This is a genomic window from Paenibacillus sp. J31P13 (assembly GCF_056269295.1).
In genome coordinates this window covers 1-26,592 of the sequence record NZ_JBWDNR010000016.1, presented here as the reverse complement: position 1 = coordinate 26,592, position 26,592 = coordinate 1, and the positions used below count along the sequence as shown (strand labels likewise).

The following is a 26,592-nucleotide window of genomic DNA, read 5'->3' as shown; positions in this document are numbered from 1 at the left end:
TTCTCTTATGGTGTTACATTTTGCAACTGGTCCTTGTAGAGGAGGACATCATTATAGGCTTGCAAAAATTTCTCAAGCATATGGATCTTTTGCTCCATATTCAGTCCTTTGCCACGCAAAAGAATAGTTGGATTCGGCTCAGTATCCATCCCTTGCTTAAATCGGTTCTCATGCTTCAAGCAGAGCTGATCGACCTTTTTTCGGTCAATTTTCCGCTTTTCAGCGGCTGCAAATCGTAGCAGAAGATCCTCGCCTTTTCCGCTAACTTGTTCAATACCATATAAGGTACCGTATACTTTAAGCCTTGCCACAGCAAGTAAATTGCTTACCGCCTGCGGCAAATCTCCAAAGCGGTCGACAAGCTCATCTATCACATCATCGGCTTCTTCAAATGTGCGAATGGCAGCGACCTTTTTGTAGATTTCAATTTTTTGAATGCTGTCATAAATATAATCCGATGGCAGATACGCATCAATGCTGACATCAATAAGCGTGCTGACAGGCTTCTCTTCCTTAACCTCTTCACCGCTCATTTCCGCTTTGCGCTTCGCGATCTCATCAGCCAGCATTTGCGAATACATGTCGAAGCCTACTGAGGCAATAAAGCCATGCTGCTCAGCGCCTAACAGATTACCCGCTCCCCGAATGGATAAATCACGCATCGCAATTTTGAAGCCGGAGCCGAGCTCCGTAAACTCCTTAATGGACTGCAGACGCTTCTCAGCTACTTCAGTAAGCACCTTATCCCGCTGATACGTGAAATAGGCATAAGCAATTCGATTAGAACGTCCGACTCGTCCGCGCAGCTGATAGAGCTGCGAAAGCCCCATTTTATCCGCATCATGCACGATTAGTGTATTTACATTAGGAATGTCGACCCCTGTCTCAATAATGCTTGTGCTGACCAAAACGTCTGATTCCCCGTCTAGGAAATCAAGGATCGTCTTCTCCAGCTCCTGCTCCGACATTTGTCCATGTCCAACCGCAACTCTAGCATCCGGCACAAGCGCATTAATTTGCTCAGCCATCTGATAGATACCCTGCACCCGATTATACAAGTAGTAGACTTGACCGCCCCGCGCAAGCTCACGCTCAATAGACTCACGCACGAGTGAAGGACTATATTCGACTACATACGTTTGCACCGGAAAACGATTCTCAGGAGGCGTTTCAATAACTGACAAATCACGAACGCCAAGCATCGACATATGCAGCGTGCGCGGAATAGGTGTTGCAGTCAAAGTCAGAACGTCAACATTCGTCTTCAGCTTCTTGAGCTTCTCCTTGTGCGACACGCCAAACCGCTGCTCCTCATCCACGATAAGCAGTCCTAATGATTTAAAAATAATATCCTGCGACAAAAGGCGATGCGTACCGATAACAACATCTACCGTGCCTGCCTTAAGTCCCTTCATCGTTTCATTCTGCTCTTTGCGTGAGCGGAAACGGCTAAGCACCTGAACATTGATAGGATAACCAGCAAAGCGCTCCCGGAACGTCTCATAATGCTGCTGAGCGAGTATCGTCGTCGGAACTAGTACTGCAACCTGTTTGCTGTCCATAGCGGATTTAAAGGCAGCACGAATAGCAACCTCGGTTTTCCCGTAGCCAACGTCTCCGCACAATAGGCGATCCATTGGCTGGCTTTTCTCCATGTCCTTCTTGATCTCTTCAATAGCTCTGAGCTGATCACGCGTCTCATCGTAAGGAAACATCGCTTCGAATTCATTTTGATAAGAAGTATCTTGTCCAAAGGAATAACCTGCAGCTGTCTGGCGCTCAGCGTACAGCTTGATCAGGTCATCCGCAATATCTTGAACCGATGCCTTTACTTTGCTCTTCGCTCTGGTCCACTCACTGCCGCCCAGCTTATTGACCTTTGGCTCCTTCTCTTCATTGCCAACATATTTCTGAATCATGTCGACCTGTTCGATTGGAACAGACAGTTTGTCGCCGCCAGCATATAGAATGTGCAAGTAGTCTTTATGAATGCCCGCAATTTCCAGCGTACCGATACCTACATATTTACCTATACCGTGATTATGATGAACGACGTAATCGCCGACCTTAAGCTCGGTGTAGCTCTTAATCCGTTCTGCATTATCAACCTTTTTATCAATTCTCCGCGCTTTCCGCTGCTTCTGCGAGAACATCTCGCCTTCTGTAATAATGACTAGATGAGAAGACGGAAGCTCAAACCCTGACTGCAGGTTGCCTTCCAACATCGTTGGTGTTTCGATACCATAGTCATCCAATACGCGGCGCATTCTCTCCAAACGCTCCGCATTTCCAGCAAGCATCATAACCTTGGAGCCTGTTTTATGCCAACGTTCCATCTCAGCCTTCAATACATTCATTTGTCCATGGAAGCTTTGCATGGAGCGACTTGTCATATTTAAAATGTTTTGCGGCTGCGAATGCGGAATCTGCCGTAAGAACAGAGATAAGAATAAGGTCGGGAACGGACGATGATGCAGAATTTCTTCTGTATCACGCGCTAACGATAGACCTGGCAGTGACTTTCCATTCTGCATGAGATGCATGGACCATTCTGCTTCATCCCGCTCCAACTGCTTAGCCGTCTCTATTAAACGTGTCGGCTCGTCTAGTATGAGCAGGGTATCGCTCGGCATATAATCAAGAATCGTTTGACGCTCAGGGTAAAGTAACGAAATATATTTATAAATCTCCGGAAAATAAACATGCTCACGCAGACGCTCAAGCTCGCCGCCTAGTTCGCTGCGAAGTCTCTCTTTTGCTGTTCGATCAGTCATTTTGTCCAATTGCTTCTCTAACAGCTGCTGCGCGTGAGAAGCCGCGACCTCCATGCGATGCCCGTCAGCAAGCAATTCCTGACAAGGCAAAACAACAAATGAATCAAACCGATCAGATGAACGCTGATCAGCAGGATCAAATGCACGGATAGAATCAATATCATCGCCAAACCATTCAATTCGATAAGCATGAGGTGCTGTAATCGGATATAAATCGACGATGCCGCCGCGAACACTCATTTCTCCACGCAGCTCTACGCGATCAGCTCTCGTGTAGCCTAGAGCCGTTATTTGACGAAGAAACGTATCAATGGGTAGAGAGTCGCCAACTTTTATCGCGATTTGAGCTTCTGCCATTACACTGCTTATAGGCAAATAACGCCGCACCCCTGAGAAGGGCACGACAACAATCCCGCGATAGCCTTTGGACAACTTGATTAGTGCATCCATACGCTGTGCGAGTATCTCTGGGCTTGAAATGGCTGCTTCGGCAGCAACCAGCTCATTTGCTGGATATAACAATACTTCTTCTGGTGATAGACATTCCTGCAAGTCTTCCGCGATCTTCTGTGCGGAGAACATATTGTGCGTAACAACTAACATCGGACGGCCTACATCCTCTTGCAGAGCAGCCAGGAGCACCTGTCTGGAAGAGCCGGCGAGCCCTGATATCATTTGCTCTCGCATTCCTTTTCGAATACCGGATATGACGGACTGAACGTCTGTATCCGCGGCAAAAGCTTTAATTAACGCTTTCAACGTTTGCGACACCCCGTTTCTGTACACAATCGGAGAGTGATACGATCGCTCCCTGTAAATTGAAAAGAAGCCTCAGCTTTCTGCTAAGGCTCTAACTATTAACTTTCCATCATTGAAGTGGATTAGCTACCAAATGAAGCTCGGGATTTGCATCGATCGCCTCACGGCAATAATCACAAACCACTTTTACTGTCACGTCACCATTTGGGTCATACGCTATTATATCGCTGCGCTCTTCGGGGGTCAAGAAATGGAAACCGAGCTGCTGCTCTGTTATATCCGACCCGTTCAAGGACCCAATTGACGTTCTGCAGTGCCGACAAATATAGTTTACAGCCATATGTATGCCTCCTGAAGAGTCGTTATACCCTTCAGTATGCCCCGATTATCCTAATCTAACAGATTATCCGTTAAACTTTGCCATCGTTTCCTCGAAAGGAGCCTTTAGCCTAAATTCAATGGCATCACATGCCGAAGAAATCATAGCAGCAAGCTGCTCTTGCTCGCTCTTGGCAAAGTTGGAGAGTACATAATCAGCAATATTCATACCGGGTTGCGGACGAGATATCCCCATTCGGACACGATCAAACGTTTGCGTACCCAAATGCTGAATAAGCGACTTGATGCCGTTATGACCACCGGCACTTCCCTGATAACGAAGTCTTAGCTTACCCATTTCCGTATCCAAATCATCGTAGACAATAACGCCATCCTCGACATTTGTTTTAAAATAATCGATAAACGAACGAACGGACTCTCCAGATAAATTCATATATGTCATCGGCTTAATAAGAACAACCTTGGTGCCTTGTACGTTGCCCTCACCGATTAAAGCTTTGCATTTGCTCTGCGTCACACTAATACCCCAGCGCTTCGCCAGCTCATCAATAACCATAAAACCGACATTATGCCGCGTTCCATGATACGTTGTGCCAGGGTTTCCTAGACCTGCAATCCACCTCATTACTTCACTTCACTCCTTTACGGACAAATGTATCATAATCTGTTGCAAGCGTAAACGGTTAGAGGGAATCCAAAGCTTCAAAAGCAATGACTATATATCACAAGAACACCGCTCATGAGAAAACACAACAAACAACGCCGCCCTATACAAAGGCGACGTTATTTGGACTACCAGACAGCATAAGTGTTCTCTGGCGAGATATATTAAAGGCTCTTAACGCCTTCAAGCTTTGCTTCATTTGAACGAGATTCCGCTTCAATCGCCTCAACAGCAGCAGCTTCACTTTCTTCTTCAGTAAGTTCTTTCTGCGGTGCAAGAATAGTGACTACCACTTGTTCTGCCTCTGCAACTAGCTCAACACCAGAGGGCAGCTTCAAATCGCTAACAAGCAAGCTCTCTCCTATTCCAAGCGCAGATATATCTAAAGTTAGCGAATCAGGGATATTATTTGGCAAGCATTGAACTTCCAGCTCATGCTCAAGCAATTGAAGTACGCCGCCTTCTCTTACACCTTGCGAATCGCCTTCCACTTGAATTCTAACATTGGCAGTTACGTTCTCATTCATATTAATTTGATGGAAATCGACATGAAGCACTTGACGATTCATTGTATCCCGCTGTACCTCCGACACCATAACAGACTGTTTGCCTAGTGACGGTAAATTCAATTCAATTACAGCATTCGGATGTGAGCGAAGCAGTGCCTGAAGCTCCTTGCTGTCAACAGCCACTTGAGCTGCATCATTTAAATTTTTTCCGTAAATAACACCGGGAGTTTTTCCTTTGAGCCGCAATTGACGCAGTTCGCCCTTCGTTGATCTCGATCGTTGATCCGCTTTCATTGCTATAGCCATACTAGAAACCTCCTAAAATTTTAGTGAAGCCTATTTGCTTCAAAATTGATTTCTTTATAACTTACCCATTCGAATCCATAACCAAACAGGTAAAATAAGGAATCATTTTACAACATGATTAAATAGAAAAATGCAGCAAAGGATTCGTCTGACCGAATCTATTGCTGCATTTATCTGACTCTCATTCATCTATTGCTGTTTCTTGTCTCTTTTCGCTTTCGCACGGCCACGCAATTTATCAGCGTAACCCGGTTTATTCACTTGACGCTCACGAGCAATCGCCAAATCGCCAGCCGGCACATCATTGGTTACGGTAGAACCAGCAACAATATATGCACCTTCACCAATTTTGACTGGAGCAATCAGATTAACGTTACTGCCAACAAACGCATAGTCGCCGATTTCGGTTACAAATTTATTGTAGCCGTCATAATTGACCGTAATGGCTCCGCATCCGATATTTACATCCTTGCCTACCTGCGCGTCACCAACATAGCTAAGATGGGAAACCTTGCTGCCATCACCTAATGACGCATTTTTCAATTCAACAAAGTCGCCGACTTTACATCCCACTCCAAGCTTCGAGCCCGGACGCAGGTTAGCATATGGACCGACAGAGCTCGTATCTCCAATGTAAGATTCAGCCACTGTCGAATATTTAATGACAACGCCGTCTCCAATAACACTGTCCGAGATATCTGCTTGCGGTCCAATGATGCAGTCCTCACCAATCACTGTGTTGCCGCGCAGCACAGTTCCTGGGTATATAACGGTATCAGAACCGATCTGTACGCCATCTTCAATATATGTCGAGGACGAATCAATCAACGTTACCCCGCCCAGCAAATGATTGCGATTGATGCGCGCACGCATGAAGCCTTCGGCCTCTGCCAATGCGACACGGTCATTTACGCCAATCGCTTCAGCCAAATCATTCGTGCAATACCCTTGAACAACTTCGCCCGCTTCGCGGAATATACCGATTACATCGGTCAAATAGAATTCACCCTGTGCATTATTGCTCGTAACGTTAGCAAGAGCTGCAAACAGCTTCTTATTATCAAAGCAATAGGTGCCCGTATTAATTTCTTTCGCAGCTGCCTCCTCAGGAGAGCAATCCTTCTGTTCCACAATACGTTGTACCGTACCTGCTTCTCCGCGAATGACACGGCCATAACCAGTTGGATCCTCAAACGAGGCTGTAAGCACTGTTGCAGCCGCTCCGCTCGATGAATGCAGTTCAAGCATCGCATTAATCGTAGAAGCCTTTACAAGCGGTGTATCGCCGCAAATAACGATTGTCGTGCCCTCTTCTTCTCCAAGCAAGGCTTCTGCTTGACGCACAGCATGCCCTGTACCTAATTGCTGCTCTTGCAGCACGTACTCTGCGCTATCCCCCAAGAAGGCTTTCACTTTATCCGCTCCATGCCCAACGATGACAACCGCGCGTTCAGCATTAGCTTCCTTGACGGTGTCCAGTACATGTCCTACCATCGGCTTACCGCAAACAGGATGTAACACTTTATATAATTTAGATTTCATACGCTTGCCTTGACCGGCAGCAAGCACAATAGCCATAATTTTCATCGAAAAGATCCCCCTAGTTAATCTAGAAATAATAATTTGTTTTTAACCTTCTTAACCGAATCTCAAGCATCCATTTTCTTTCAAATATAAGAATCACTCTATTACAATATACATTATACGAGTAATTGCTTATATTTCAAAAAAAAGAAAAGAGAGCCGTAGCCCTCTTCTCCGATCATTCCTCTAAAACATGAAGTGCATTGGTTAAGCGCCTTCTTCAATTGCTACTTCTTCTGCTGCACGCTCGTATTCAGCTAGAACAGCAGCCTGGATTTTCTCCCGGGTGGTTGAAGAGATCGGATGAGCGATATCCCGAAATTCTCCATCCGGAGTACGTTTGCTTGGCATTGCAACGAACATACCATTGTTTCCGTCGATAACACGAATATCGTGAACAACGAATTCATTATCAATAGTAATGGATGCGATTGCCTTCATACGCCCTTCGGAATTTACACGGCGGAGTCTGACATCAGTAATTTGCACTTGTGTTCACCACCTTTGTCTATCAGAGACTTGGTGTATACTTCCACACATTTGTGCCAATTCCTTCTACATTTTTGGTAAAATCATACTCTATTTAAAATATTTTTTTTAAAATGAATCTTTTTCGTTTTCATTCGACAATTGTCGATGCAATGACCTCTATTTCGACAAGAACATCCTTTGGCAGCCTTGCGACCTCAACGGCCGAACGAGCCGGTTTATGCTCTCCAAAATAAGAAGAATAGATGCCGTTAACCACTGCAAAATCATTCATATCTTTCATAAATACAGTTGCTTTCACAACATCTGAAAAGCCAGCACCCGCTGCGGACAGAACCGCTTCCAAATTCTTGAACACCTGATGTGCTTGTTCCTCGATACCGCCTTCAACAAGCTGGCCTGATGCATCGAGTGGAATTTGACCAGAAGTAAATAATAAACCTCCAAGCATAATTGCTTGTGAATAAGGTCCGATAGCGGCAGGCGCTTGATCCGTTGCAATGACCTGCAATTTTTTCTTTGTTGTCATTATCCTCACAACCTCTCTTGGCATTTTCAACTGTTTTGAACACATCTTTATTTATTGACCTTTAAAATAGTTTCCAGGTACAACCGTCGTTTGCTTCGTTTTCATATCAACCGCGGTAAGCTTAGCAAGGGAAATATAATCCTCAAGCAAACGTTCCTCTAATTCAACCTCGCCTGATTCTACAAATACACCTACGCCAGCTACGATCGCTTTAAATTCGAACAGCAAATCCATCATGCCCTGTATCGTCCCGCCCGCTTTCATGAAATCATCGATAATCAGGACGCGAGATTGTTCCTTAAGCGCTCTGCGCGCTAAGGACATCGTCTGAATCCGCTTTGTAGAGCCAGAAACATAATTAATACTAACCGCAGAGCCCTCCGTCACCTTATTATCTCTTCTTACGATAACAACAGGGATATTGAGGCAAGCAGCCGTTGCATAAGCAAGCGGGATCCCTTTTGTTTCAACCGTCATGATGACATCAATCTTGCGATCCGCAAATGCGGTAGCAAACATTCTGCCGACATCAGCCAGCAGTTCCGGTTGGCCTAGCATATCCGTTATATACAAATAACCGCCTGGAAGAACCCTTTCAGGCTGCTCTAGCTGGCGGCATATGCTCGTCATAATAGTTAGTGCAGTGGATTCTTGCATCTTAGGCGTATATCTTACACCGCCAGCAGCTCCAGCTAGCGTATGAAGCTCACCAATGCCTTCTTCCTCAAACACTTCTTTAATAATGGCTAAATCCTCGCTGATTGAAGACTTTGCTGATTGATAACGATCAGCAAATGCTGTTAATGAAATTAACGTGTGGGGACGACTTAATAGGTATTGGGTCATTTCAACCAACCGCGAACTCCGTTTCAACTTCTTCAAACACATCTCCCCCCACTAAATCCGAATAATATAATGCCAATATAACATTTTTATACGGATTTAATCAAGAAGAACGTCAGTCCTATGTGAGCATTCTTACCACATATACTTCTTTGCAAAAACCACGTAGTCCGTTATAAATGCGTGATAGCTTGGCTTCCTTTGATACAAGACCAAAAACCGTAGGACCGCTGCCCGACATTAATACGCCGTCCGCGCCAAGACGAATCATACTTTCCTTCAATTGCATCACTTCCGGATATAAATCCAGCGTAACATTCTCCAGAACATTGCCTAGCCCGTCACAAATATCACTAAACGAACCTCTCTCAAGCGCACCAACCATATTAGAAATGGAAGGATGCTCCTTCAAGGCATTGGCACGGAACCTGCCATATACATCAGCAGTTGAGACATTGATCGGTGGCTTGGCCAAGACCACCCAGCACTGCGGTGGAGTAGCAATATGTTCAAGCTTCTCTCCCCGACCGCGCGCAATAGCGGTACCGCCAGTCACACAAAACGGCACATCTGAACCAAGCTCCGCTCCAAGACGGCATAGCTCGTCCTCCGGGATTTGCAGCTTCCAGAGGCGATTAAGTCCGCGCAGCGCAGCAGCAGCGTCGCTGCTTCCGCCAGCAAGACCTGCAGCGACTGGAATCTTCTTATCCAGATGAATGTATACGCCTTGTTTCACATCATAGCGGTCTTTAATAAGCCTAGCCGCTTGGAAAGCAAGGTTCTTCTCATCTAGCGGTATGTAGCCAACTTGGCTTGAAATAATAATTGTATCTCTCGGCAACTCTTCCATAGTCAAACGGTCAGCAAGATCGACCATCGTCATAATCATCTCGACTTCATGATAACCATCCTCGCGTTTGCGAAGGACATCGAGCAATAAATTAATTTTGGCAGGAGCTTTTTCATAAATTTTCATCCGATAGGTTCACCCGTTCGTTCATAAGCTTAAGCATCATTATATCAAACGAACGCAATAAAAGCTAAGCCCCCAAATTCAACCGATTTTCGGCTGGCAGGAACTTAGCTTTTATATGCGTATACGATCCTATTTTTTATTAAGGCTGATTGGATCTAGCTGCTGCCTGTTCAGCAAGCTGAATAGCCCGTTTAACCATATTTCCGGCATCCTTGGCACGTATGCCGCCCCAACCCTCTTGCTCCACGGTATCGATAAAACCAAGATCCTTCGCCAGCTCATATTTCAATTGCTCTGACATGACCCCTCGTTTTCTACGGCTCATTGCTATTCCCTCCACACCCAAATTAACGTACGGACGCTCACCAAACATGAATAGTGATTATCTTGGCACAGGTAGTATGCGTCATATGAGATGGACCCATACGTTTGGGAAGAAGGAGTTGTTTTGCTCTAATTCAAAATAATCTATGTGTTTCATGCAGCTTAAAGCGCAAAAAAAAAGCGCAGAGCATTCTGCGCTAACTTGCCTTTAGGCGTATATATTCTATTGTTGCAAATGGGCGATACGGACTTGACCTTCATCATTGCATACGGTCACTTCCACCGACTCAGTCAGTATATCCGCATAACTGTATGAAACACGCTTAAATGCATGTTGCTCTTCATCCAGTTTAACAATGAAAACAGAAGGGTAGGTTTCTTCCAACGTACCGGTTCGTTCGATGGTCTTACGTCGGCCACCGTTCGCTCGAAGACGGATTTTGGAGCCAACATGAGCTTCCAAACTGCGTTTAATATCCAATAGCGCATTTTTAGCCATTGTACACTACCACCTCTTTCCTTGTTCATTATAACCAAAAAGAGATAGCTTGTCAAATAAACGAAATATTATATCAGTCGGATTATTTACTTGTCAACGGTGATTTCACCCATTTTTTTAAAAAGCAGGCATAGATCCGCAAATATATCTGCATAATAAGAGGTTGCGCCGTGATTTTATAATGGACAATGAAAAAAATTAAAAATTTCTTATGTAAAAAAAACAAAAAAAGCTAGCTTATTAGCTAGCTTACACTTTTAATGCTGATGATGTGGATGTAACTCGCGGCTTAGGCATACCAACACGAAAGCGCCCCATTGTCTCGATACCGCCAATACCATCTATTCCGCTAATTGTGCCATGTATGACGTCTGCCAGGTTTACCGTGTCCTTAATCGATGTATAACTTGCTTTAATCGCAATATAAACAGGATCAAGCGCATGAATCAATATACGCCCCGGAGAGCTGGCGAAGTTTGAACCCACCTGCAGCAACGCCTCGAAATGAGATTGGCATGCGCCAGCAATAACGACTAGGCCGTCGCGGTTTCTCTCATACTCACGGGCAACCCGAACAGCATTAACGAAGTGCTGAGAGTTTTTATAGCTGCTAAGGCTGTAAAGGTCCATCCGTCCACGATCTTTGAGTACCCCGTCATGACCGGTAATGACAACAATATCTGGCTGCAGTTGCGGAAGCAGATGATACAGCACATCAGCCATTTGTGATTCATGGACATGAAGACCATGCGAAGGAACATGCATCGTGTTATATAACTGCATGCTTTTCTTTAAGTAGTTACCGTCGCCGTCAAGATGGAGCACTTTTCCCGGTACTTCAAAAAATGGCTGGCTCTGCTGCATCGCATGCCTGATGCTGTCCTCGTTCTGGGTTGCTTGCTTCTCACGTTCGGAATACATACGTCTTATGGAGTCATTCACTTTTATTTGTACTTGCTGCACCACTTTTGTCGATCCTGGGTCGCGTACGACAGATAGATCTGGAATAGGAGCATCCGCCAATAAGCGGTAGTCCGTGCCTTTCAAAATGGCCTTTTCAGTACGAACAGCCTCAACACGGAATAATACGTCACCGCCATACGATTTGCGGACGACCAGGTCCCCTTGCTTCATAGGTAAATCACCTCTTCGTCTATCCTATGGGCAGAGAGGGCGAATGGTGAGTATTTTATGCTTCTGTCGGTTTATTTCCCCAACCTGCCTCCAACATGCTGCGGCTTATACGTGCAAATTCCTCCAAGGATAGCGTCTCACCGCGTCGAATTGGATCAATTTCAAGCTTTAACAGCATTTCTGTCAGCGCTTCACGACGATCCTTCCCTACAAAGGCAGTCAAGTTGTTCGCAAGCGTCTTACGACGCTGTGCAAAGCTTGCTTGTACCACTCGGAAAAAATGATCCTCATCTGGAACATCAACAGCAGGCTTTTCACGTATGGATAACTTAATAACAGCGGAATCGACATTCGGCTGCGGAATAAATACGGTATTAGGAACCATGCATACGACCTGAGGTACGCAATAATACTGAACAGCCACACTCAGACTGCCGTATTCCTTGCCTCCTGGCTTCGCAGCCATCCGTTCTGCTACTTCCTTCTGAATCATAACCACGATATGCTCAAGCGGAAGCTTCCCCTCTAGGAGCTTCATGAGAATTGGAGTCGTTACATAGTAGGGAAGATTAGCGACTACACTCACGCCTGACAAGCCAGCAAATTGCTCAGCAAATAATTGCTTGAGATCAAGCTTCAGAATATCACCATGTATGACGGTTGTATGAGGCTCATCGGATAAAATATCACGCAATATCGGTATAAGGCGATTATCTATTTCGACTGCGGTTACGCTTCCCGCTTCAGCTGCAAGCCGCTGAGTAAGAGCACCAATACCGGGACCAATCTCCAGCGCGCCTTTTGTCTTATCCAGTTCAGCAGCTGCTACGATTTTGTTCAATATATTTTGGTCGATCAAAAAGTTTTGTCCCAAGCTCTTCTTGAAGGAGAATCCGTATTTTGCAATAATCTCTTTTGTCCGCTTAGGTGTTGCTACCTCTATTGCTGCGGCTTTGGCTCCAGCTGCTGCAGTACGCTGCTCTTCATGCTCTTGCTTGCTCATTCTGCTTTCACTCCCGTTCCTGTTCCATTTGACGCAGTGCCTCTATGAACTCTGCTTTTGAAATTCTGAAGCTTGTACAGCGTTTATAGAACTGCTTTCCATTCGCATATCCTATTCCTAATAGCTTGCCCATTTGCAGACGTCTATTAGAAGCATCCTCGTGCACGATTAAACCTGCTTCCATTAAGTCATCCCAGCTAATTTCGCCGACTTCATCTGGAGACTCTGTACGGAGCTCTGAGAGCGCCGTTCGAATAGCTTCTGGGCTTGCATTCTCAATACCGATATCACCCTTGTACAATGCTTTCTCTTGTGGCAAAAAAGCATGCTTACAGCCTGGCGCATGACGCGCAACAATTTTGCGAATGCGTTCACCTGCATGATCGGGGTCTGTAAATATAATAACGCCGCGACGTTCATTTGCGAGCGCAATCCGCCGCAGCACATCTTCACCGATAGCGGAGCCGTTTGTCTCTATCGTATCTGCTTCTACCGCGCGTTTAATCGCTACAGTATCGTCTTTACCTTCAACGACAATGATCTCTTTGATCATCAAGATCATTCCCCTCTGTTTAGATTCCCTTTTTCTGCATACGAACATACAAAAAGAAGAGGCATTGCCTCTCCTTATGATGGCATATTTAATTAAAAAATACGATAAAATGATAGCGTACCTCTAGATATTAGCTTGCAGTTGGTTTGTTCGGACCGAGAAGATAGACGGTTACGCCTTTCTTTCTGCCGAATTTATCTGCTGTTTTATTACTGTCAAAATAAACATCAATTTTATTGCCTTTGATAGCACTTCCCTTATCTTCAGCTCGCCGGAAGCCGACTCCCTCGATATAGACCCACCAACCGATAGGAATTACCTTAGGATCAACTGCGATGGTCCGTCCTTCATGCACACGTGTGCCAGAAGCCGTTACCCCGTATAAAGGATGCTTCTCACCTTTTCCTGTTGACTCTACACCTGCAGAGTAAGCAGTTAAAGTGACATTATTCAGTACCTTCTTCGCTTTAAAGGTTACACCGCTCTTCGTAAGCGTTGCAATGCTAGGCGACTTGTTCGAAAGAACCGTTACTTTAGGTTCTGCCTTCTTCGTTCCAACAGCAACAACCTGATCGACAGCAGCTGTCTCAACAACCTTGTTGACCATCTTCTTCGAGATAAGTACACCATCTTCATACTGCTTCACGATTTGCTCAACAATCAGACCTTCCTTACCATTTTGCACAAGCTTTTCTTTGCCTGCTTCAAGTGTAGGGTCTTCTTTCTTCACGATAGAGAACGGCATTGCACGTTCGGACTCGGACATCTTCGTGTCGACGCGTACAACCGTCACCGTTAACTCTGCATTTAATGCCGTATCTAGCGGTGGCATTATTTTATCTTGGTCTCGAATTGGAATATGTAATTCCTCGATCGCTGCCTGCACTGTTCTCTCTGTCGTGTACACTGTTGATGTCTTGCCATCAGCTTTCACAATTACCGGTATCGCTTGAGTTACCTCAATACGATCTCCGTCCTTTAATGCCGCATTAAGCGGTACGGACACCTCATCATGTGGTCCAATTGCGATAGCTTGTTCATCCAGTAGGCGTTGCAGGACCCATTGCTTTGTTTCCACAACGGTTTCTTGTCCGTTCACTACTACGGAGACGCTTTTGACAGCCGTTCCGTACAACAACACCAAAAACATGAAAGTCATAGCGATTGAGATAGTAGCACTCAAAAGAATCAAACGCAAGTTTTCACGCTTCCATCGCAATGCGAAAGACATGCTGGATGATCGTTTCCCATGGGTGTCCTTTACTTGGAATAGTCCCACTTCATCGGTCCTCCTTCATAGCCCCGCCGCCAAGTGTTACGCATGATACAACTGACGCGACTATAGTATATTGGCGTGCAAGCACGCAATCCAGAACATCTATCTATCTCGACACCCCCATCTTTCTATCCCTATGACGTCAAATTTTCGATTATTCGAAAATAAAAAGAAGCCGTCGACAGAGATCTGTTTCGTGGCTTCCCGGTAATAGATACACTGGGATACAGAAAAAGTGGATGCACGATTTTGATCACTCTCTATTTACGCTTACGAGGTTAGCTGACGGGTTCGGGCAAGAGAGCTGCCCTAAACGAAGCACAATGCTCATGGCAATGTCTCCGAAATTCACCCCTGAAGAATATCAAAATGCGGAACGATTTACCGCACCTGGTTCCCCCGCTCTCCGACTTGGAGATTAAGCGCGAACTGGAAATCCAATACAAAATTTAATAGCTCTGAGTTGAATCATAACCTCATCCGTGGTCAATTGTAAAGATACGATAAAAGACGATTTTAGCGAAAAAGCTGGTTAAACTCGGAAAAAATAAGCGATTATCGATATAAAAATTAGTTTTTACGCGATAAAGGTCTTATTTACTCTTGATATCTCTCGTTTTTATACAATACCAAAACATTTTTTACCGTTTTCAGTCGTTAATGCACCTATTTCTTCAACAGATTTGCCCAATAATTCGGCTACCGTCTCTGCGACTAGAGACACATAAGAGGACTCATTTCGCTTCCCTCGAAGGGGGTGCGGAGACAAATATGGAGCATCCGTTTCAATCAAAATTCGGTCCAGTGGAACCTGCTTCAAAACCTCTTTTGGCACCCTTGCATTTTTGAAGGTAACAGGACCTCCAAATGAAATATAAAAGTTCATATCGAGACATTGTTTTGCCGTTTCCCAGCTCCCTGAGAAGCAGTGCATAACGCCTCCAACCTGAGAGGCATTTTCTTCTCGAAGAATCCGAATAATATCCTCGTGCGCATCGCGATTATGAATGACAATCGGCTTATTCACCTTGTGAGCTAGACGGATTTGTTCACGGAAAACACGCTGCTGAACATCTTTTGGAGACGTGTCCCAGTGATAATCAAGACCAATTTCTCCGATAGCGACAACCTTCTCATGCGAGCACAACCGCTCTATCCACTCCAAATCCTCCGGGAGCATATCGATACTGTCTACGGGATGCCAGCCTACTGCTGCATAAATAAAATCGTATTTTTCGGCAAGAGCCATTGTAGTCGGAATCGTCTCACGATTAAATCCTATATTAAGCAAAAGATCTACGCCCGCTTCTCTAGCGCGTTTAATCACTTCATCCCGATCCTCATTAAAATTGGGCGAGTCCAAGTGCGTATGGGTGTCAAATAGTAATGTCATGTTGATGTCATGCTCCTTTAATTAAGTTTAAACAATTTCTTCATGGGCTCCGAAATCAAACCAATATTTTTTTTGAGCGGCTCAACTGGGAAGTAAAGATGATACTCTCCCTGATGCAAACCAGTAATAGAGCGAACAATGTCGGACTTAGCCGATATTTCGCTAATGTCATCCGTCCCATCTAACAACAAAATCGGCGCTTTTTCTTTCTTTTCGCCTTCTTTTTTATCTGGACGGTAGACGTCATATGGCAGATCAAATGGAAAATCAATTTCCATATGATAAGCAGGATTCATTCCTATAGAAGAGAAGCAATTTTTGATCTCATTTAATAGCGTTTCATCTGGGTTTTCAATCGTAATATATTGATATAATTTGCGATTTAGAAAACGATCACATAGATCACTCAATAGTGGATCACTTTCCTCTGCCCACTGAGCAAATACCGTCTGTATAAGCGCCTCATCCAGCTTTAAATAATCCCGTACCGTAATGGTATTTAGAAGAAGTCCCTCCAGCGATTTCGGTATCCAATTAAAGGTATAACCTTCGCTGTACAGCTCCTGAGCTCTACGAAAGATTTGTCGTAAAATAATCTCAGAACTTCTTGTTACGGGATGGAAATAAATCTGCCAATACATCTGATAACGAGACATCAGATAATGCTCAACAGCATGCATTCCACTTTCTTTCACAACAATTTTGCCCTTATGAGGCCGCAATACACGCAGAATTCTTTCCAAATCAAATGTACCGTAATTTACCCCCGTAAAATAAGCATCTCTAAGCAAGTAATCCATACGATCAGCGTCCATTTGACTAGAGATTAAGCTGATCACGATAGGCTTTGGATAGGTCCTCCGAATTACCGCTGCTACCTGCTCTGGGAAATCGGCTGAAACGGCACTTAACACATGATTAATTTCCGTATCGCCAAGAATGATTTTGCAGGTCCATTCCTCGTGATCCGTATCGAATACTTCCTCCAAAGAATGTGAGAACGGACCATGACCGACATCATGCAAAAGTGCGGCGCAAAGCGATACTAGTCGCTCCTCAAGCGGCCAATCCGGATACTTATGCCTTTCAAATTGTGAAATGATTTTTCGTGTTATTTCGTACACGCCAAGTGAATGTGAAAACCGGCTGTGCTCGGCCCCATGAAAGGTCAAATAAGAGGTTCCTAATTGACGGATTCTACGTAATCGCTGGAACTCTTTTGTATTAATCAAATCCCAAATCGTTTGGTCTTGCACATAGATATAATTATGTACCGGATCCTTAAAAACTTTTTCTTCCGTCAGCTGATTACTCATCGTCTCATCTCCTTTGTTCATATTTTCGACACAGAAATACAGGATAATGTCGAATAGTGTCGTAAATTAGTTTCCAAAATGTCGAAGCTGTTGTATCCTATTACAGAGTAGTATTAGCCTTATAACTAGTCAAATGTCGATGATATAGGCGATGTCAAGCAATAAATTAGGTTGACTATTATGGTAATCGTTGGTATTATAGTAATCACAAAACTACAAACTATGTCGAACGATGGCGAAACACATTTTGAGAGGGGCATTTATATATTATGATGAAATCTACTGGTATTGTTCGCAAGGTTGATGAATTGGGACGGGTAGTAATTCCGATCGAATTGCGTCGTACACTTGGTATTGGCGAAAAAGACGCTCTTGAAATCTATGTTGATGGCGAGCGCATCATGTTGAAAAAATACGAGCCTGCTTGTATCTTCTGTGGCAATGCAGAGAACGTTTCTTACTTTAAAGGTAAAATTGTTTGTCATGTTTGTTTGTCAGAAATGCCTACACCTGTGACAAAATAAATAAAATAAGTTATACTATATTTATTAACTTGTTAATTCTAACCTTTTTAATACTCCTTGTTGCCTTCCTGTGCTAGAACCCGGCCAGGAAGGTCTTTTTTTGCCTACATTTTGACTACCCTATGCCTCACCTAACGATTTACTTCATTGTATACATCCCGCTTTGACAATCCGCGATCCAATGCCGCTTTCTTAATCGCTTCCTTCCGATCGAATTGCTCCTCATAGTGTGCAACATGAGCTTCCATATCCAGCTCTGACCACCACGTTTCCGCTAGTGACTGTTCACCAGCAGATATTCCGTCAGCACCATCCACTACGATACAAAATTCACCTAGCGGCGCATGCTCTGCAAACCATTCGATACATTCAGAAACGCGTCCTCGGACCGCCTCTTCATGACGCTTTGTTAATTCTCTAACACATGCGATAGTTCGATCACCTAATACTTCTAGTAAAGCATCCAAAGTCTTCGTTATACGATGTGGAGATTCATAAAAAAGAAGCGAACCCTTCTGAGCTTTTAGGTCCTCCAGCCATTTCATCAAAGACTTGCGCTCGCGCGGTGGAAAGCCTGCGAAGAGAAAACGATCAGTAGGAAGACCTGACATAATAAGAGCGGATAATGCTGCGTTAGCGCCTGGGATCGGTATAACCGCTATATTATTTTCAATCGCTTCTTTGACAAGATCGGCACCTGGGTCCGAAATTGCAGGCAAACCGGCATCACTGACTAGCGCAATGGATTGTCCTTCAAGCAATAAGCGAATAAGCTCAGGTCCGCTTGCCCGTTTATTATGTTCATGATAGCTAATCGAACGTGTACTTATTTCAAAATGAGTAAGCAGCTTACGTGTTTGCCTCGTATCCTCAGCCGCAATAAGCTGCACCTCCTTTAGCGTCCGTATGGCGCGAAATGTCATATCTTCTAGATTGCCAATCGGCGTAGCCACTAAATATAAGCTGCCGACATTCTCATTTGATGCCTGAGAGAAGCTCTTCTGAATATTCAAACGATCTGCACCCCATTCTCATAAACCATTATCGGTGGAAGAAGCTTAATATCAGGCTTTCCATCTCGCATTGCTTCTATTAATATCATATTTGCTTCCGTATTTGCGTTGGGATGAACAAATTGAATACGCTTCGGTTCAAGCCGCCATTTACGCATCGTTTCGACTATATCAAGCAAGCGCGATGGACGATGCACCATGGATACCTTTCCACCAGGACGCACTAGTCTTGAACAAGCTTCAGCAACATCCTCAAGTGTACAATGGATTTCATGTCTCGCAATTGCATAATGTTGGTTCTCGTTTTGCTCACCTGCCGTTATCGGCATATAGGGAGGATTAACGGTAACGGCATCATAAACACCATTTCCAGCTTGCTTTGTATACAACTTCAGGTCCTGCTCTATAATCGTTATCTGTTCGTCCAATTTATTTAGCGCAACATTTCTTCTCGCCATATCTGCTAGTCGCGGTTGAATTTCTACTGCATCAATACGCGCATTCGTTCTATCTGACAGGAGCAGCGGTATAACACCGTTCCCTGTACATAAATCAACGATACGTCCATGCTTTGGCACACTAGCAAATCGAGACAGCAAAACCGCATCAAGCGAGAAGCTGAATACTTCACGACTTTGTATAATTTTGAGTCCTGATTCTGTCATTAAATCATCTAAACGTTCATTTTCTTTTAATAATTGTGTTTCTGACACGTTTTAAGCCGCTCCTTTTATTTAAACGATGTTCATTCCTATGAATCTTACTGTCATTATACAAAAAAATACCGCCCTTTGCGGCAAGGACGGCATGTCGATACGGATTCCATTATTTATTTAGAAAGGAAAGACAGAATAAACAGTCTCCCTCTGTCCGCAAATGCCCGTAATAAACGTTGCATATGTGGAATCCTTCGTGATACAGGCGTGTTAGATTGTCATGACCTTCCCCAATGGCAACGCCCGCTTCCGCTAAAGCATCCTCATTTAGTGATTTTGTCTCATGACTAACAGCAACTTGTGTCCCTTGAACTGGCGTGTGATCAACTTCACGCTCATGCTCTACTTCTTTCTTAAACAACTGACGCAACTGGTTGTTCTCTTCGCTAAGGCGCTTATTGTCTTCAAGCAGCTCTTTGACCTTCTGCTTCATCGCGCTAAGCTCCTTATGAAAAGTACCGACTTGCTTATCCAGTTCGTCCATCTTTAGAAATATATCTTTCTTCTCCAAGTTCCCACCCCAGAGCTTCATGCGTGAGCGTTAACTCACCCGTGAGAATCGCAATCTGCCGTTTATTTAATGACGACATCGTCCATCGATAGTTCTTTTGGTTTACCTGGTGTATCGAATAATTGCACATACACGCTTTTCGTGGACGTGTTAATGCCAGTTACTTTACCTTCGCCTAATGAGGTGACAACGAACTTGCCGATAGCCGGCAGCTCTTCACGAATACTTTCGTAATTGTCATGCTCGTATTTTAAGCAGCACATGAGACGTCCGCATAATCCAGAAATCTTTGTAGGATTGAGTGATAAGTTCTGATCCTTAGCCATCTTAATCGATACGGGCTCGAAATCACCCAGCCAAGAGGAACAGCATAACACTCGTCCGCATGGGCCTATACCGCCCAGCATCTTCGCTTCGTCTCGAACGCCTATTTGGCGGAGCTCGATTCTAGTACGGAACACACTGGCTAGGTCCTTAACTAGCTCACGGAAATCGACTCTGCCTTCTGCAGTAAAGTAGAAAATAATTTTATTCCGGTCAAAAGTAAACTCTACATCTACAAGCTTCATACGAAGCTGATGACCTTTAATCTTTTCAAGACAAGTGGCAAACGCATTTTTGGCTGCAATACGATTTTCATCGACGATATTAGCATCGACATCGCTTGCAATGCGAATCACTTTCTTAAGAGGAAGAACGACGTCTGATTCACCGACTTGCTTCTGTCCCACCACCACTTTACCATATTCGATTCCGCGTGCTGTTTCAACAATTACATATTGCTCCTTATCCACGGGTTGATCGACCGGATCAAAGTAATAGATCTTGCCCGCTTTCTTGAAGCGAACACCGACGACATTATACAAGAATTAGCCCTCCTGTAATCTTACCAATAGTTGCTCAAAAGCGAGTTGAGGCGTTACATTTGCTCGCATACGCTTGCTCGCTTCCAGCGTATGCTCTATACAGGACACCCAGCCTGCCAACGAACGATTAAAGGCGTGTTTGCCTATCCAATCTAACTGATCTATAAAAACGATGTTGTTCTGCCTTCCGGCCTGGAACTGTATCAAATCTTTAAACCATATAACTAATAATGACAACAGCAATTGAGTATGTTCAACCAAATCTGTCTTAAAAAGCTGTTGTCCAGCAGTGATCATCGCCGCGGTGAATCGGGTCAAACTCTCCTTACCCAATTGTATCACTAGATTTCTGATTTCTGCAAACTGATTCTGCTGGAGAAATTGTCTTGCACCATCCAAACCTGAACTTAAATGTACAACTGTACGCGCTAAGGTTGAAGGCGCTCCTTCGGCAATCAGTGTTTGCAGCATACTCTCAGGTGACATCGGCAAGAAAGGTACCCACTGTGTACGAGAGCGAATAGTAGGAAGTACCGCTTGTCCATTTTCGGTCAATAGTATGGCTACTACTGGCGATAATGGTTCTTCCAGAAATTTAAGCAAGCTATTAGCAGCTTGCAGGGTCATCTTATCTGCTTGCTCGATCATATATATTTTACGTTTCGTACCGCTGTTGCGGTAAGCAAAATCACGCTGCAGCTCACGTATTTGGTCTATTTTTATGGATTGACCATCAGGAGAAATGGTTGTTAGGTCTGTTTGATTGCCGTGCTCGAATTTACGGCACTCCAAACATTCACCACAAGAATCAACACCATCTGACGTACAGAATAATGCTTTGGCAAATTCGCGGGCCATAGCCATTCTGCCAGTACCCGAAGGTCCATTAAATAAATAAGCATGTGAGATCTTACCACTTTGCAGGGCATGCGTCAAAATACGCTGTGCCTTCCATTGTCCGGTAACTTGTTCAAGACTCATAACCGTTCCTAACCTTTCTTGCTCTCATTTCATTAAAATAACAAATTGATAAGCAATCCGCGTATCTCTCCAATTTTGTTCAACAAGTCTATTCTTCCCTGCTCGCTGTCCAATAAATCCTCTGCCATCGAAATGAGTGTCGAATCGATCTCATCGAGCAATTTATATCGCTTAATGCGGCCTCTTCGATCAAATCCTTTGACTTCCTTTAGAACGACGCCTCGTCTAATCGTGTCCTCTAAGAAATTTTTGACCATTTGGCGATAGAGCTTAAGCTCACGCACCGTCATTACTTTTGCCAAACGATCGCCTTGTTTTTGAATATCCTGCATTTTTTGCTGCAATTGCTCTTGTGTACGATCTGCATTTTGCTGAACCATGACATCAGCAAAACTTCTAGGCTGTACCAGTTTGGCTCCTGTATCGTTGTTTGCTCTATTTTGCCCCAATGGACGAAATCCTTGATCAATTTTCATCGCATGTCACGCCCATTCAAAAATGTTCAAACCGTTCCACAGGAATAACGAACACAGCCGCTCCCCCAACCTGCACTTCGACAGGGAAAGGAATATATGAATCTGTCGATCCACCCATAGGTGATACCGGAGTAACCAATTGATCACGCACTTTACAGTTCGCATTAATGACTTGGAGCACCTCATGTACTCTTTCGTCTTCAATACCTATCATAAAGGTTGTATTGCCTGCTTTCAGAAAACCACCCGTACTTGCCAGCTTCGTTGCTCTAAACCCTTCGCGCACCAGCGCATTCGATAATCGGTTGCTGTCTTTATCTTGAATAACCGCAATTACTAATTTCATCTTCATTCCCCCTTGACTACTATTAGAATAGGTTATTGAACAGTTTCTTCTAACCAGGTATCCATTTCGCCGCTAGTGCTATCTCTGGGTGATCTTAATCTTCACACGGCATAAAAGGTCCTTCTCTTAAAGTTTGACATCCGTTGCAAAAACTCCTGCAAAACGCTGATCAATAGCGGATAAAACGTCATCAAATACCATTTCTGGTGCTTGTTCAGCATTTATAAGCATGATTCGATCAGGATGCTGCGCTAAAAGCTTCATGTAACCTTCCCGAACTTTCTCGTGAAAGGATTGCTTCTCAAGATCTAGTCGATTTATTTCTCTATCGGAAGCCTGCTGAATTCGTTTCAGTCCTACTTCAGGTGAGACGTCCATATAGATCGTCAAATCCGGCATCGTATCTTGAATCGCAAACTGATTGATTGTCCATACCTCTTCCATACCCAAACCGCGAGCGAAGCCCTGATAAGCAAGACTGCTATCAACGAATCGATCACATATGACAAATGCTCCTTGTTCCAGTGCAGGAACAACCTTCTCAATAAGATGCTGTCTGCGGGCTGCTGCATAAAGCAGTGCTTCCGTCCTCGCATCCATATTCGTATGACTCCGATCCAATATAACTTCGCGTATCTGCTCTGCGATCGGAATACCGCCTGGTTCTCTTGTTATGAGGACCGATATTCCTCTTTGCGACATCCTATCTGCAAGCTGCTCAATAAGTGTCGACTTGCCGGCTCCTTCGCCGCCTTCTATGGTAATGAATAGACCTTTTTTCAAACTAAGGCTTCTCCTAACGTCAAAATAAATTGTTCATACTCTATACCTATATTAACAAAGCGTTACCCCTTGTACAATGAACAAATGGTACGAACATGGTCTTATTTAAAGGTTATTTCACTTTCTTTTGCATATACGGTTATTGTATTCATTTCTCCATCAATTGCCCCTTGAAATTTGGCTCCCAACCGCGCTAAATGTTGAATTTGCAAAATAACTGCCGCTGATATCATTTCCCCAGGATATAAAATTGAAATTCCCGGCGGGTACGGTGTAACCAATTCTGCTGCAAGCCTTCCTTCTGCTTGTATCAGATCGATTCGCTCACTTCCTCTACCAATAAACCTCGCTCTTTCAAATGAAATGGGATCTGAAATTTCCTCATCTATACTTATACATACACTATTTAGTGAGAATGAATCATGATAGATTTTTGAATCTTCCCTGTTCTCATCCAATTCCTTATTAATCGCCTTTACAGCAGTTTGAAGAGCTTCGATATCTGTAGGAGATGTCTGGATCCCAAATACGAGAACTAAATAGCGAGGATCAGCCATCTCAGCATAGCAGCCCAGTCCATCAAAATATTGTTGAAGCTCATAACCTGATCGTCTACCACTGCTATCAAATAATATAACTCTTAGAGGATCCTTAAATGCTCCTTCATCTATTAACAGATCTAACTCTTGAATGACAGAGCTATTTTGCTTCAACCAGTGTCGGAATGAAGCTGCAGCCGCCAAGCTTTGCTGGAATAGCTTTACTCCCAATGAATCAATCATTGCTCTAGATATATCTAATGAAGCAAGAATAGGAAATGAAGGACTTGAACTCTGAATCATGGCTAATGATTGTCGAAGAAGTCCTCTATCTATTTTATCACCTTTTACATGCAGCATCGCTCCCATTGTTAAAGCAGGCAATGTTTTATGAGCTGACTGTACAACGGCATCCGCACCTTCTGCAATTGCAGATAAGGGTAGTTCGGGATGAAATCCAAAATGGGCTCCGTGCGCTTCATCAACAATTAGTGCCTTTCCATACTTATGAATAAGCTCCGAATAAGGTCGTAACAAAACACCCATCCCATAATAATTCGGATTAGAAAGAAAAACAGCTTTCGCCTCTGGATATAGTCTAAGAGCCTCTTCAACTCTTTCCAACGAGGGGATGATCGCAAGACCAGATTGTGGTTCTATTTGAGGAGATAGAAATACAGCAGTAGCACCGGCCAGCTTCAAGCCATTTATAATTGATTTATGGACATTGCGCTGCAAAATAATGACATCGCCCGGCTCGCAAACGGTTAGCAAAAGAGCAATATTACCTGAGGTGCTGCCGCCGACCAGAAAGAATGTTTCATCTGCTCCAAAGGTGATAGCAGCCAATTGCTGCGCTTCCTTAACTGAAGCCTCAGGATGATGTAAATCGTCGGTAGAGGACAACTCCGTTACATCAAGCTTCATAATCGCAGAGAACCACCCTGCTGGATGCTGCTCTGGCTTAGCTCCATCTAACTCCAAATTTAAGGCTTGTCCGTAATGATGGCCCGGGACATGAAAGCCTACGGGGGAATGATTATTATGCTTAATCAACGCTTCAAAAAGCGGTGCAAAAAATTGCTTCATTATATAAGTACATTCCTTTCGCGTACATATGACTCAAATAGACTCCATTATACTTTCTATTGTACTTGAAAAATCGCACAAAAAAAGAGCAGTTTCTGTAATCAGAAACCACTCATGCATTTTCGCCTAGAAATATTTGTTTCATCTGATGAATGAAAAATGGATATTTCGCATCCTTAACGTCAGTTCGTACCATTTCCTCTTCACAAGTCTCACATATAAAACCACTAACAATTGTTATTCCTTGCCCATCGGATTTTTCTTGATTACAAATGATACAATGATGCTCGCGATTATCGTTCATAACAATCCCCGCTTTCTCTTACAAGCCCAATATAGTAATTATTATGACACATACTCTATCGTTTTATACTTGTTTTCATAGCCCATTTCAAATATTTATATATCTTATGCGCCGGATAGCCCAGTGGTTACAGCATTTCTGAAAATGTTTATTCAAAACTATGGACAGATCTCTAATAAATACCGATATAATTACCGAGAGTTAGTTCGTGTAACTATGATTAGGAAGGACGTACAACCATGCATCAACCTTTATCCGATCAAAAAAATGCCACCATTTATCAATATCAGCTTGTGAAGAGAAAAACAATTCGTTCTGAGCTTATTCAGAGTCATTTGCTGATTGCGGCAATACTGCTTGCCTTTCAAATTCTCATGTACCAAATGGACGGGCTCTTCTCCTGGTTATTCGGCTTTGTAGTCATACAGGTTATGCATATTGCTATTATACTGCTTACATTCATTCGTGTAGATGAGGCAGCCGAGAGAAAATGGATTTGGCGCATTACACCTCCATGGATCGGCTTTAAACCCGCTAATGATATTAAGCTAAGTCTATTCCGACGCGTCCATCGGCATCTCTTCTGGATCGGACTATGTTTCATCGCTATATTATATCCTTGGATTAAAGAATCGCTCATGATTAGCATTATATCCTGGCACTTATGGCTCTTGATTCCGCGTCTCCTATTATCCTATTCCTTTCGTAAGGTACAAAAAGACGGCTTGCTTCGACTCGAAGCTCGAGGAGCATCGTATTACCATTGGTAATTAGAAAGCCTTAGAAGCTCATACAGAGCATTCTAAGGCTTATTTTTTCATGATGAGAAAACAAAAAACCTATCGCATCACATGCGATAGGTCTCTCGTGCTTGGCGACGTCCTACTCTCCCAAGACCCTGCGGTCTAAGTACCATTGGCGCTGGAGGGCTTAACGGTCGTGTTCGGTATGGGAACGCGTGGTTCACCTCCGCCATCGCCACCAAACGGTGTTGCTGATGCGTATGATCATGGAATTTCTTCACATCGACCATAGCCATGTCGGGTTCACAAAGCTTTACGCCCTGAAAACTGGATATGAAAGATAGAGGCTGCTGAAGCCTTAAAGCTATTGCTTGCTGGATGTATGGGTCACAGCAAACCATTTTTAGGATAAGCCCTCGACCGATTAGTAT

Annotated in this window: 29 protein-coding genes, 1 rRNA gene and 1 riboswitch; of the genes, 2 read left to right on the top strand and 28 right to left on the bottom strand. The window is 43.9% G+C overall.

Translation table 11 applies throughout. The annotated features are described in order from the left end of the window. Nucleotides 1–5 precede the first annotated feature (5 nt). The 17 genes from mfd to AC0YOD_RS27335 form a co-directional block, all read right to left on the bottom strand. Complete coding sequence (mfd, locus tag AC0YOD_RS27415; RefSeq protein ID WP_475802522.1) at nucleotides 6–3,533, bottom strand: transcription-repair coupling factor; 3,528 nt, start codon at nucleotides 3,531–3,533, stop codon at nucleotides 6–8. Between the two features lie 109 nt (nucleotides 3,534–3,642). Beyond that, nucleotides 3,643–3,873, bottom strand: coding sequence for an anti-sigma-F factor Fin (locus tag AC0YOD_RS27410; RefSeq protein WP_475802521.1), 231 nt, complete (start codon nucleotides 3,871–3,873; stop codon nucleotides 3,643–3,645). Nucleotides 3,874–3,936: 63 nt separating this feature from the next. Then, entirely contained in the window at nucleotides 3,937–4,497 is a 561-nt protein-coding gene (gene pth / locus AC0YOD_RS27405; RefSeq protein ID WP_475802520.1) for an aminoacyl-tRNA hydrolase, read from the bottom strand. 203 nt (nucleotides 4,498–4,700) lie between these two features. Continuing rightward, complete coding sequence (locus AC0YOD_RS27400; RefSeq protein ID WP_475802519.1) at nucleotides 4,701–5,351, bottom strand: 50S ribosomal protein L25; 651 nt, start codon at nucleotides 5,349–5,351, stop codon at nucleotides 4,701–4,703. Nucleotides 5,352–5,540: 189 nt separating this feature from the next. Next, nucleotides 5,541–6,938 (bottom strand): bifunctional UDP-N-acetylglucosamine diphosphorylase/glucosamine-1-phosphate N-acetyltransferase GlmU, encoded by a 1,398-nt coding sequence (glmU, locus tag AC0YOD_RS27395; protein WP_475802518.1) that lies wholly within the window; start codon nucleotides 6,936–6,938, stop codon nucleotides 5,541–5,543. 204 nt (nucleotides 6,939–7,142) lie between these two features. Then, on the bottom strand, nucleotides 7,143–7,424 hold the full coding sequence (gene spoVG, locus AC0YOD_RS27390) for a septation regulator SpoVG (RefSeq protein WP_028609566.1): 282 nt from the start codon (nucleotides 7,422–7,424) through the stop codon (nucleotides 7,143–7,145). 130 nt (nucleotides 7,425–7,554) lie between these two features. Then, a complete protein-coding gene (locus tag AC0YOD_RS27385) occupies nucleotides 7,555–7,953 on the bottom strand; it encodes a RidA family protein (RefSeq protein WP_475802517.1) in 399 nt (132 codons plus the stop codon). 51 nt (nucleotides 7,954–8,004) lie between these two features. Next, nucleotides 8,005–8,835 carry a pur operon repressor gene (gene purR, locus AC0YOD_RS27380; RefSeq protein ID WP_475802516.1) on the bottom strand — a complete coding sequence of 277 codons (831 nt, stop codon included), beginning with the start codon at nucleotides 8,833–8,835 and terminating at the stop codon, nucleotides 8,005–8,007. 82 nt (nucleotides 8,836–8,917) lie between these two features. Beyond that, the gene (ispE, locus tag AC0YOD_RS27375; RefSeq protein WP_475802515.1) at nucleotides 8,918–9,772 is read right to left on the bottom strand and encodes a 4-(cytidine 5'-diphospho)-2-C-methyl-D-erythritol kinase; all 855 of its coding nucleotides are present in this window, start codon (nucleotides 9,770–9,772) and stop codon (nucleotides 8,918–8,920) included. A gap of 139 nt (nucleotides 9,773–9,911) precedes the next feature. Continuing rightward, nucleotides 9,912–10,097, bottom strand: coding sequence for a small, acid-soluble spore protein, alpha/beta type (locus AC0YOD_RS27370; RefSeq protein WP_475802514.1), 186 nt, complete (start codon nucleotides 10,095–10,097; stop codon nucleotides 9,912–9,914). A gap of 222 nt (nucleotides 10,098–10,319) precedes the next feature. After that, entirely contained in the window at nucleotides 10,320–10,595 is a 276-nt protein-coding gene (veg, locus tag AC0YOD_RS27365) for a biofilm formation stimulator Veg (protein ID WP_053373389.1), read from the bottom strand. 249 nt (nucleotides 10,596–10,844) lie between these two features. Further along, complete coding sequence (gene yabG, locus AC0YOD_RS27360) at nucleotides 10,845–11,729, bottom strand: sporulation peptidase YabG (protein ID WP_475802513.1); 885 nt, start codon at nucleotides 11,727–11,729, stop codon at nucleotides 10,845–10,847. A 55-nt stretch (nucleotides 11,730–11,784) separates the two neighbouring features. Then, nucleotides 11,785–12,732, bottom strand: coding sequence for a 16S rRNA (adenine(1518)-N(6)/adenine(1519)-N(6))-dimethyltransferase RsmA (gene rsmA / locus AC0YOD_RS27355; RefSeq protein WP_475802512.1), 948 nt, complete (start codon nucleotides 12,730–12,732; stop codon nucleotides 11,785–11,787). 7 nt (nucleotides 12,733–12,739) lie between these two features. Next, complete coding sequence (rnmV, locus tag AC0YOD_RS27350; RefSeq protein ID WP_475802511.1) at nucleotides 12,740–13,285, bottom strand: ribonuclease M5; 546 nt, start codon at nucleotides 13,283–13,285, stop codon at nucleotides 12,740–12,742. Nucleotides 13,286–13,415: 130 nt separating this feature from the next. Then, complete coding sequence (locus AC0YOD_RS27345) at nucleotides 13,416–14,564, bottom strand: ubiquitin-like domain-containing protein (protein WP_475802510.1); 1,149 nt, start codon at nucleotides 14,562–14,564, stop codon at nucleotides 13,416–13,418. A 248-nt stretch (nucleotides 14,565–14,812) separates the two neighbouring features. Next, nucleotides 14,813–14,996: riboswitch (cyclic di-AMP (ydaO/yuaA leader) on the bottom strand. A gap of 184 nt (nucleotides 14,997–15,180) precedes the next feature. Then, nucleotides 15,181–15,954: a TatD family hydrolase gene (locus AC0YOD_RS27340; protein ID WP_475802509.1), complete on the bottom strand. Its 774-nt coding sequence runs from the start codon at nucleotides 15,952–15,954 to the stop codon at nucleotides 15,181–15,183. Between the two features lie 17 nt (nucleotides 15,955–15,971). Next, nucleotides 15,972–17,270, bottom strand: a complete 1,299-nt coding sequence (locus tag AC0YOD_RS27335) for an HD domain-containing protein (RefSeq protein ID WP_475802508.1) — start codon at nucleotides 17,268–17,270, stop codon at nucleotides 15,972–15,974. A gap of 269 nt (nucleotides 17,271–17,539) precedes the next feature. Between AC0YOD_RS27335 and AC0YOD_RS27330 the strand changes: the two genes are divergently transcribed. Then, nucleotides 17,540–17,794, top strand: a complete 255-nt coding sequence (locus AC0YOD_RS27330; protein ID WP_054025791.1) for an AbrB/MazE/SpoVT family DNA-binding domain-containing protein — start codon at nucleotides 17,540–17,542, stop codon at nucleotides 17,792–17,794. Nucleotides 17,795–17,925: 131 nt separating this feature from the next. Here the strand turns inward: AC0YOD_RS27330 and rsmI are convergent, their stop codons facing one another. The 10 genes from rsmI to AC0YOD_RS27280 all read right to left on the bottom strand — a co-directional run bounded on the left by rsmI (nucleotide 17,926) and on the right by AC0YOD_RS27280 (nucleotide 25,418). Next, on the bottom strand, nucleotides 17,926–18,807 hold the full coding sequence (gene rsmI, locus AC0YOD_RS27325; protein WP_475802507.1) for a 16S rRNA (cytidine(1402)-2'-O)-methyltransferase: 882 nt from the start codon (nucleotides 18,805–18,807) through the stop codon (nucleotides 17,926–17,928). Further along, a complete protein-coding gene (locus tag AC0YOD_RS27320) occupies nucleotides 18,804–19,472 on the bottom strand; it encodes a tRNA1(Val) (adenine(37)-N6)-methyltransferase (RefSeq protein ID WP_475802571.1) in 669 nt (222 codons plus the stop codon). The genes rsmI and AC0YOD_RS27320 overlap by 4 nt, the downstream gene beginning before the upstream one ends. Before the next feature lie 160 nt (nucleotides 19,473–19,632). Next, nucleotides 19,633–20,034, bottom strand: coding sequence for an initiation-control protein YabA (locus AC0YOD_RS27315; protein ID WP_475802506.1), 402 nt, complete (start codon nucleotides 20,032–20,034; stop codon nucleotides 19,633–19,635). 62 nt (nucleotides 20,035–20,096) lie between these two features. Next, a complete protein-coding gene (locus AC0YOD_RS27310; protein WP_475802505.1) occupies nucleotides 20,097–20,900 on the bottom strand; it encodes a PSP1 domain-containing protein in 804 nt (267 codons plus the stop codon). Between the two features lie 3 nt (nucleotides 20,901–20,903). Continuing rightward, nucleotides 20,904–21,881 carry a DNA polymerase III subunit delta' gene (gene holB, locus AC0YOD_RS27305; RefSeq protein WP_475802504.1) on the bottom strand — a complete coding sequence of 326 codons (978 nt, stop codon included), beginning with the start codon at nucleotides 21,879–21,881 and terminating at the stop codon, nucleotides 20,904–20,906. Between the two features lie 32 nt (nucleotides 21,882–21,913). Beyond that, nucleotides 21,914–22,357: a YaaR family protein gene (locus AC0YOD_RS27300; RefSeq protein ID WP_475802503.1), complete on the bottom strand. Its 444-nt coding sequence runs from the start codon at nucleotides 22,355–22,357 to the stop codon at nucleotides 21,914–21,916. A gap of 16 nt (nucleotides 22,358–22,373) precedes the next feature. Beyond that, nucleotides 22,374–22,703, bottom strand: coding sequence for a cyclic-di-AMP receptor (locus AC0YOD_RS27295; RefSeq protein WP_475802502.1), 330 nt, complete (start codon nucleotides 22,701–22,703; stop codon nucleotides 22,374–22,376). Between the two features lie 126 nt (nucleotides 22,704–22,829). Continuing rightward, entirely contained in the window at nucleotides 22,830–23,486 is a 657-nt protein-coding gene (gene tmk, locus AC0YOD_RS27290; protein WP_475802501.1) for a dTMP kinase, read from the bottom strand. A 101-nt stretch (nucleotides 23,487–23,587) separates the two neighbouring features. Further along, a complete protein-coding gene (locus tag AC0YOD_RS27285; RefSeq protein WP_475802500.1) occupies nucleotides 23,588–25,114 on the bottom strand; it encodes an aminotransferase class I/II-fold pyridoxal phosphate-dependent enzyme in 1,527 nt (508 codons plus the stop codon). Nucleotides 25,115–25,226: 112 nt separating this feature from the next. Beyond that, on the bottom strand, nucleotides 25,227–25,418 hold the full coding sequence (locus AC0YOD_RS27280) for a sigma factor G inhibitor Gin (RefSeq protein WP_475802499.1): 192 nt from the start codon (nucleotides 25,416–25,418) through the stop codon (nucleotides 25,227–25,229). 239 nt (nucleotides 25,419–25,657) lie between these two features. On the opposite strand from AC0YOD_RS27280, the gene AC0YOD_RS27275 reads away from it, so the two are divergent. Then, the gene (locus AC0YOD_RS27275; protein ID WP_475802498.1) at nucleotides 25,658–26,188 is read left to right on the top strand and encodes a transposase; all 531 of its coding nucleotides are present in this window, start codon (nucleotides 25,658–25,660) and stop codon (nucleotides 26,186–26,188) included. A gap of 99 nt (nucleotides 26,189–26,287) precedes the next feature. On the opposite strand, the gene rrf is transcribed toward AC0YOD_RS27275, so the two are convergent. Continuing rightward, nucleotides 26,288–26,404 (bottom strand): 5S ribosomal RNA (rrf, locus tag AC0YOD_RS27270). Nucleotides 26,405–26,592: the final 188 nt, after the last annotated feature.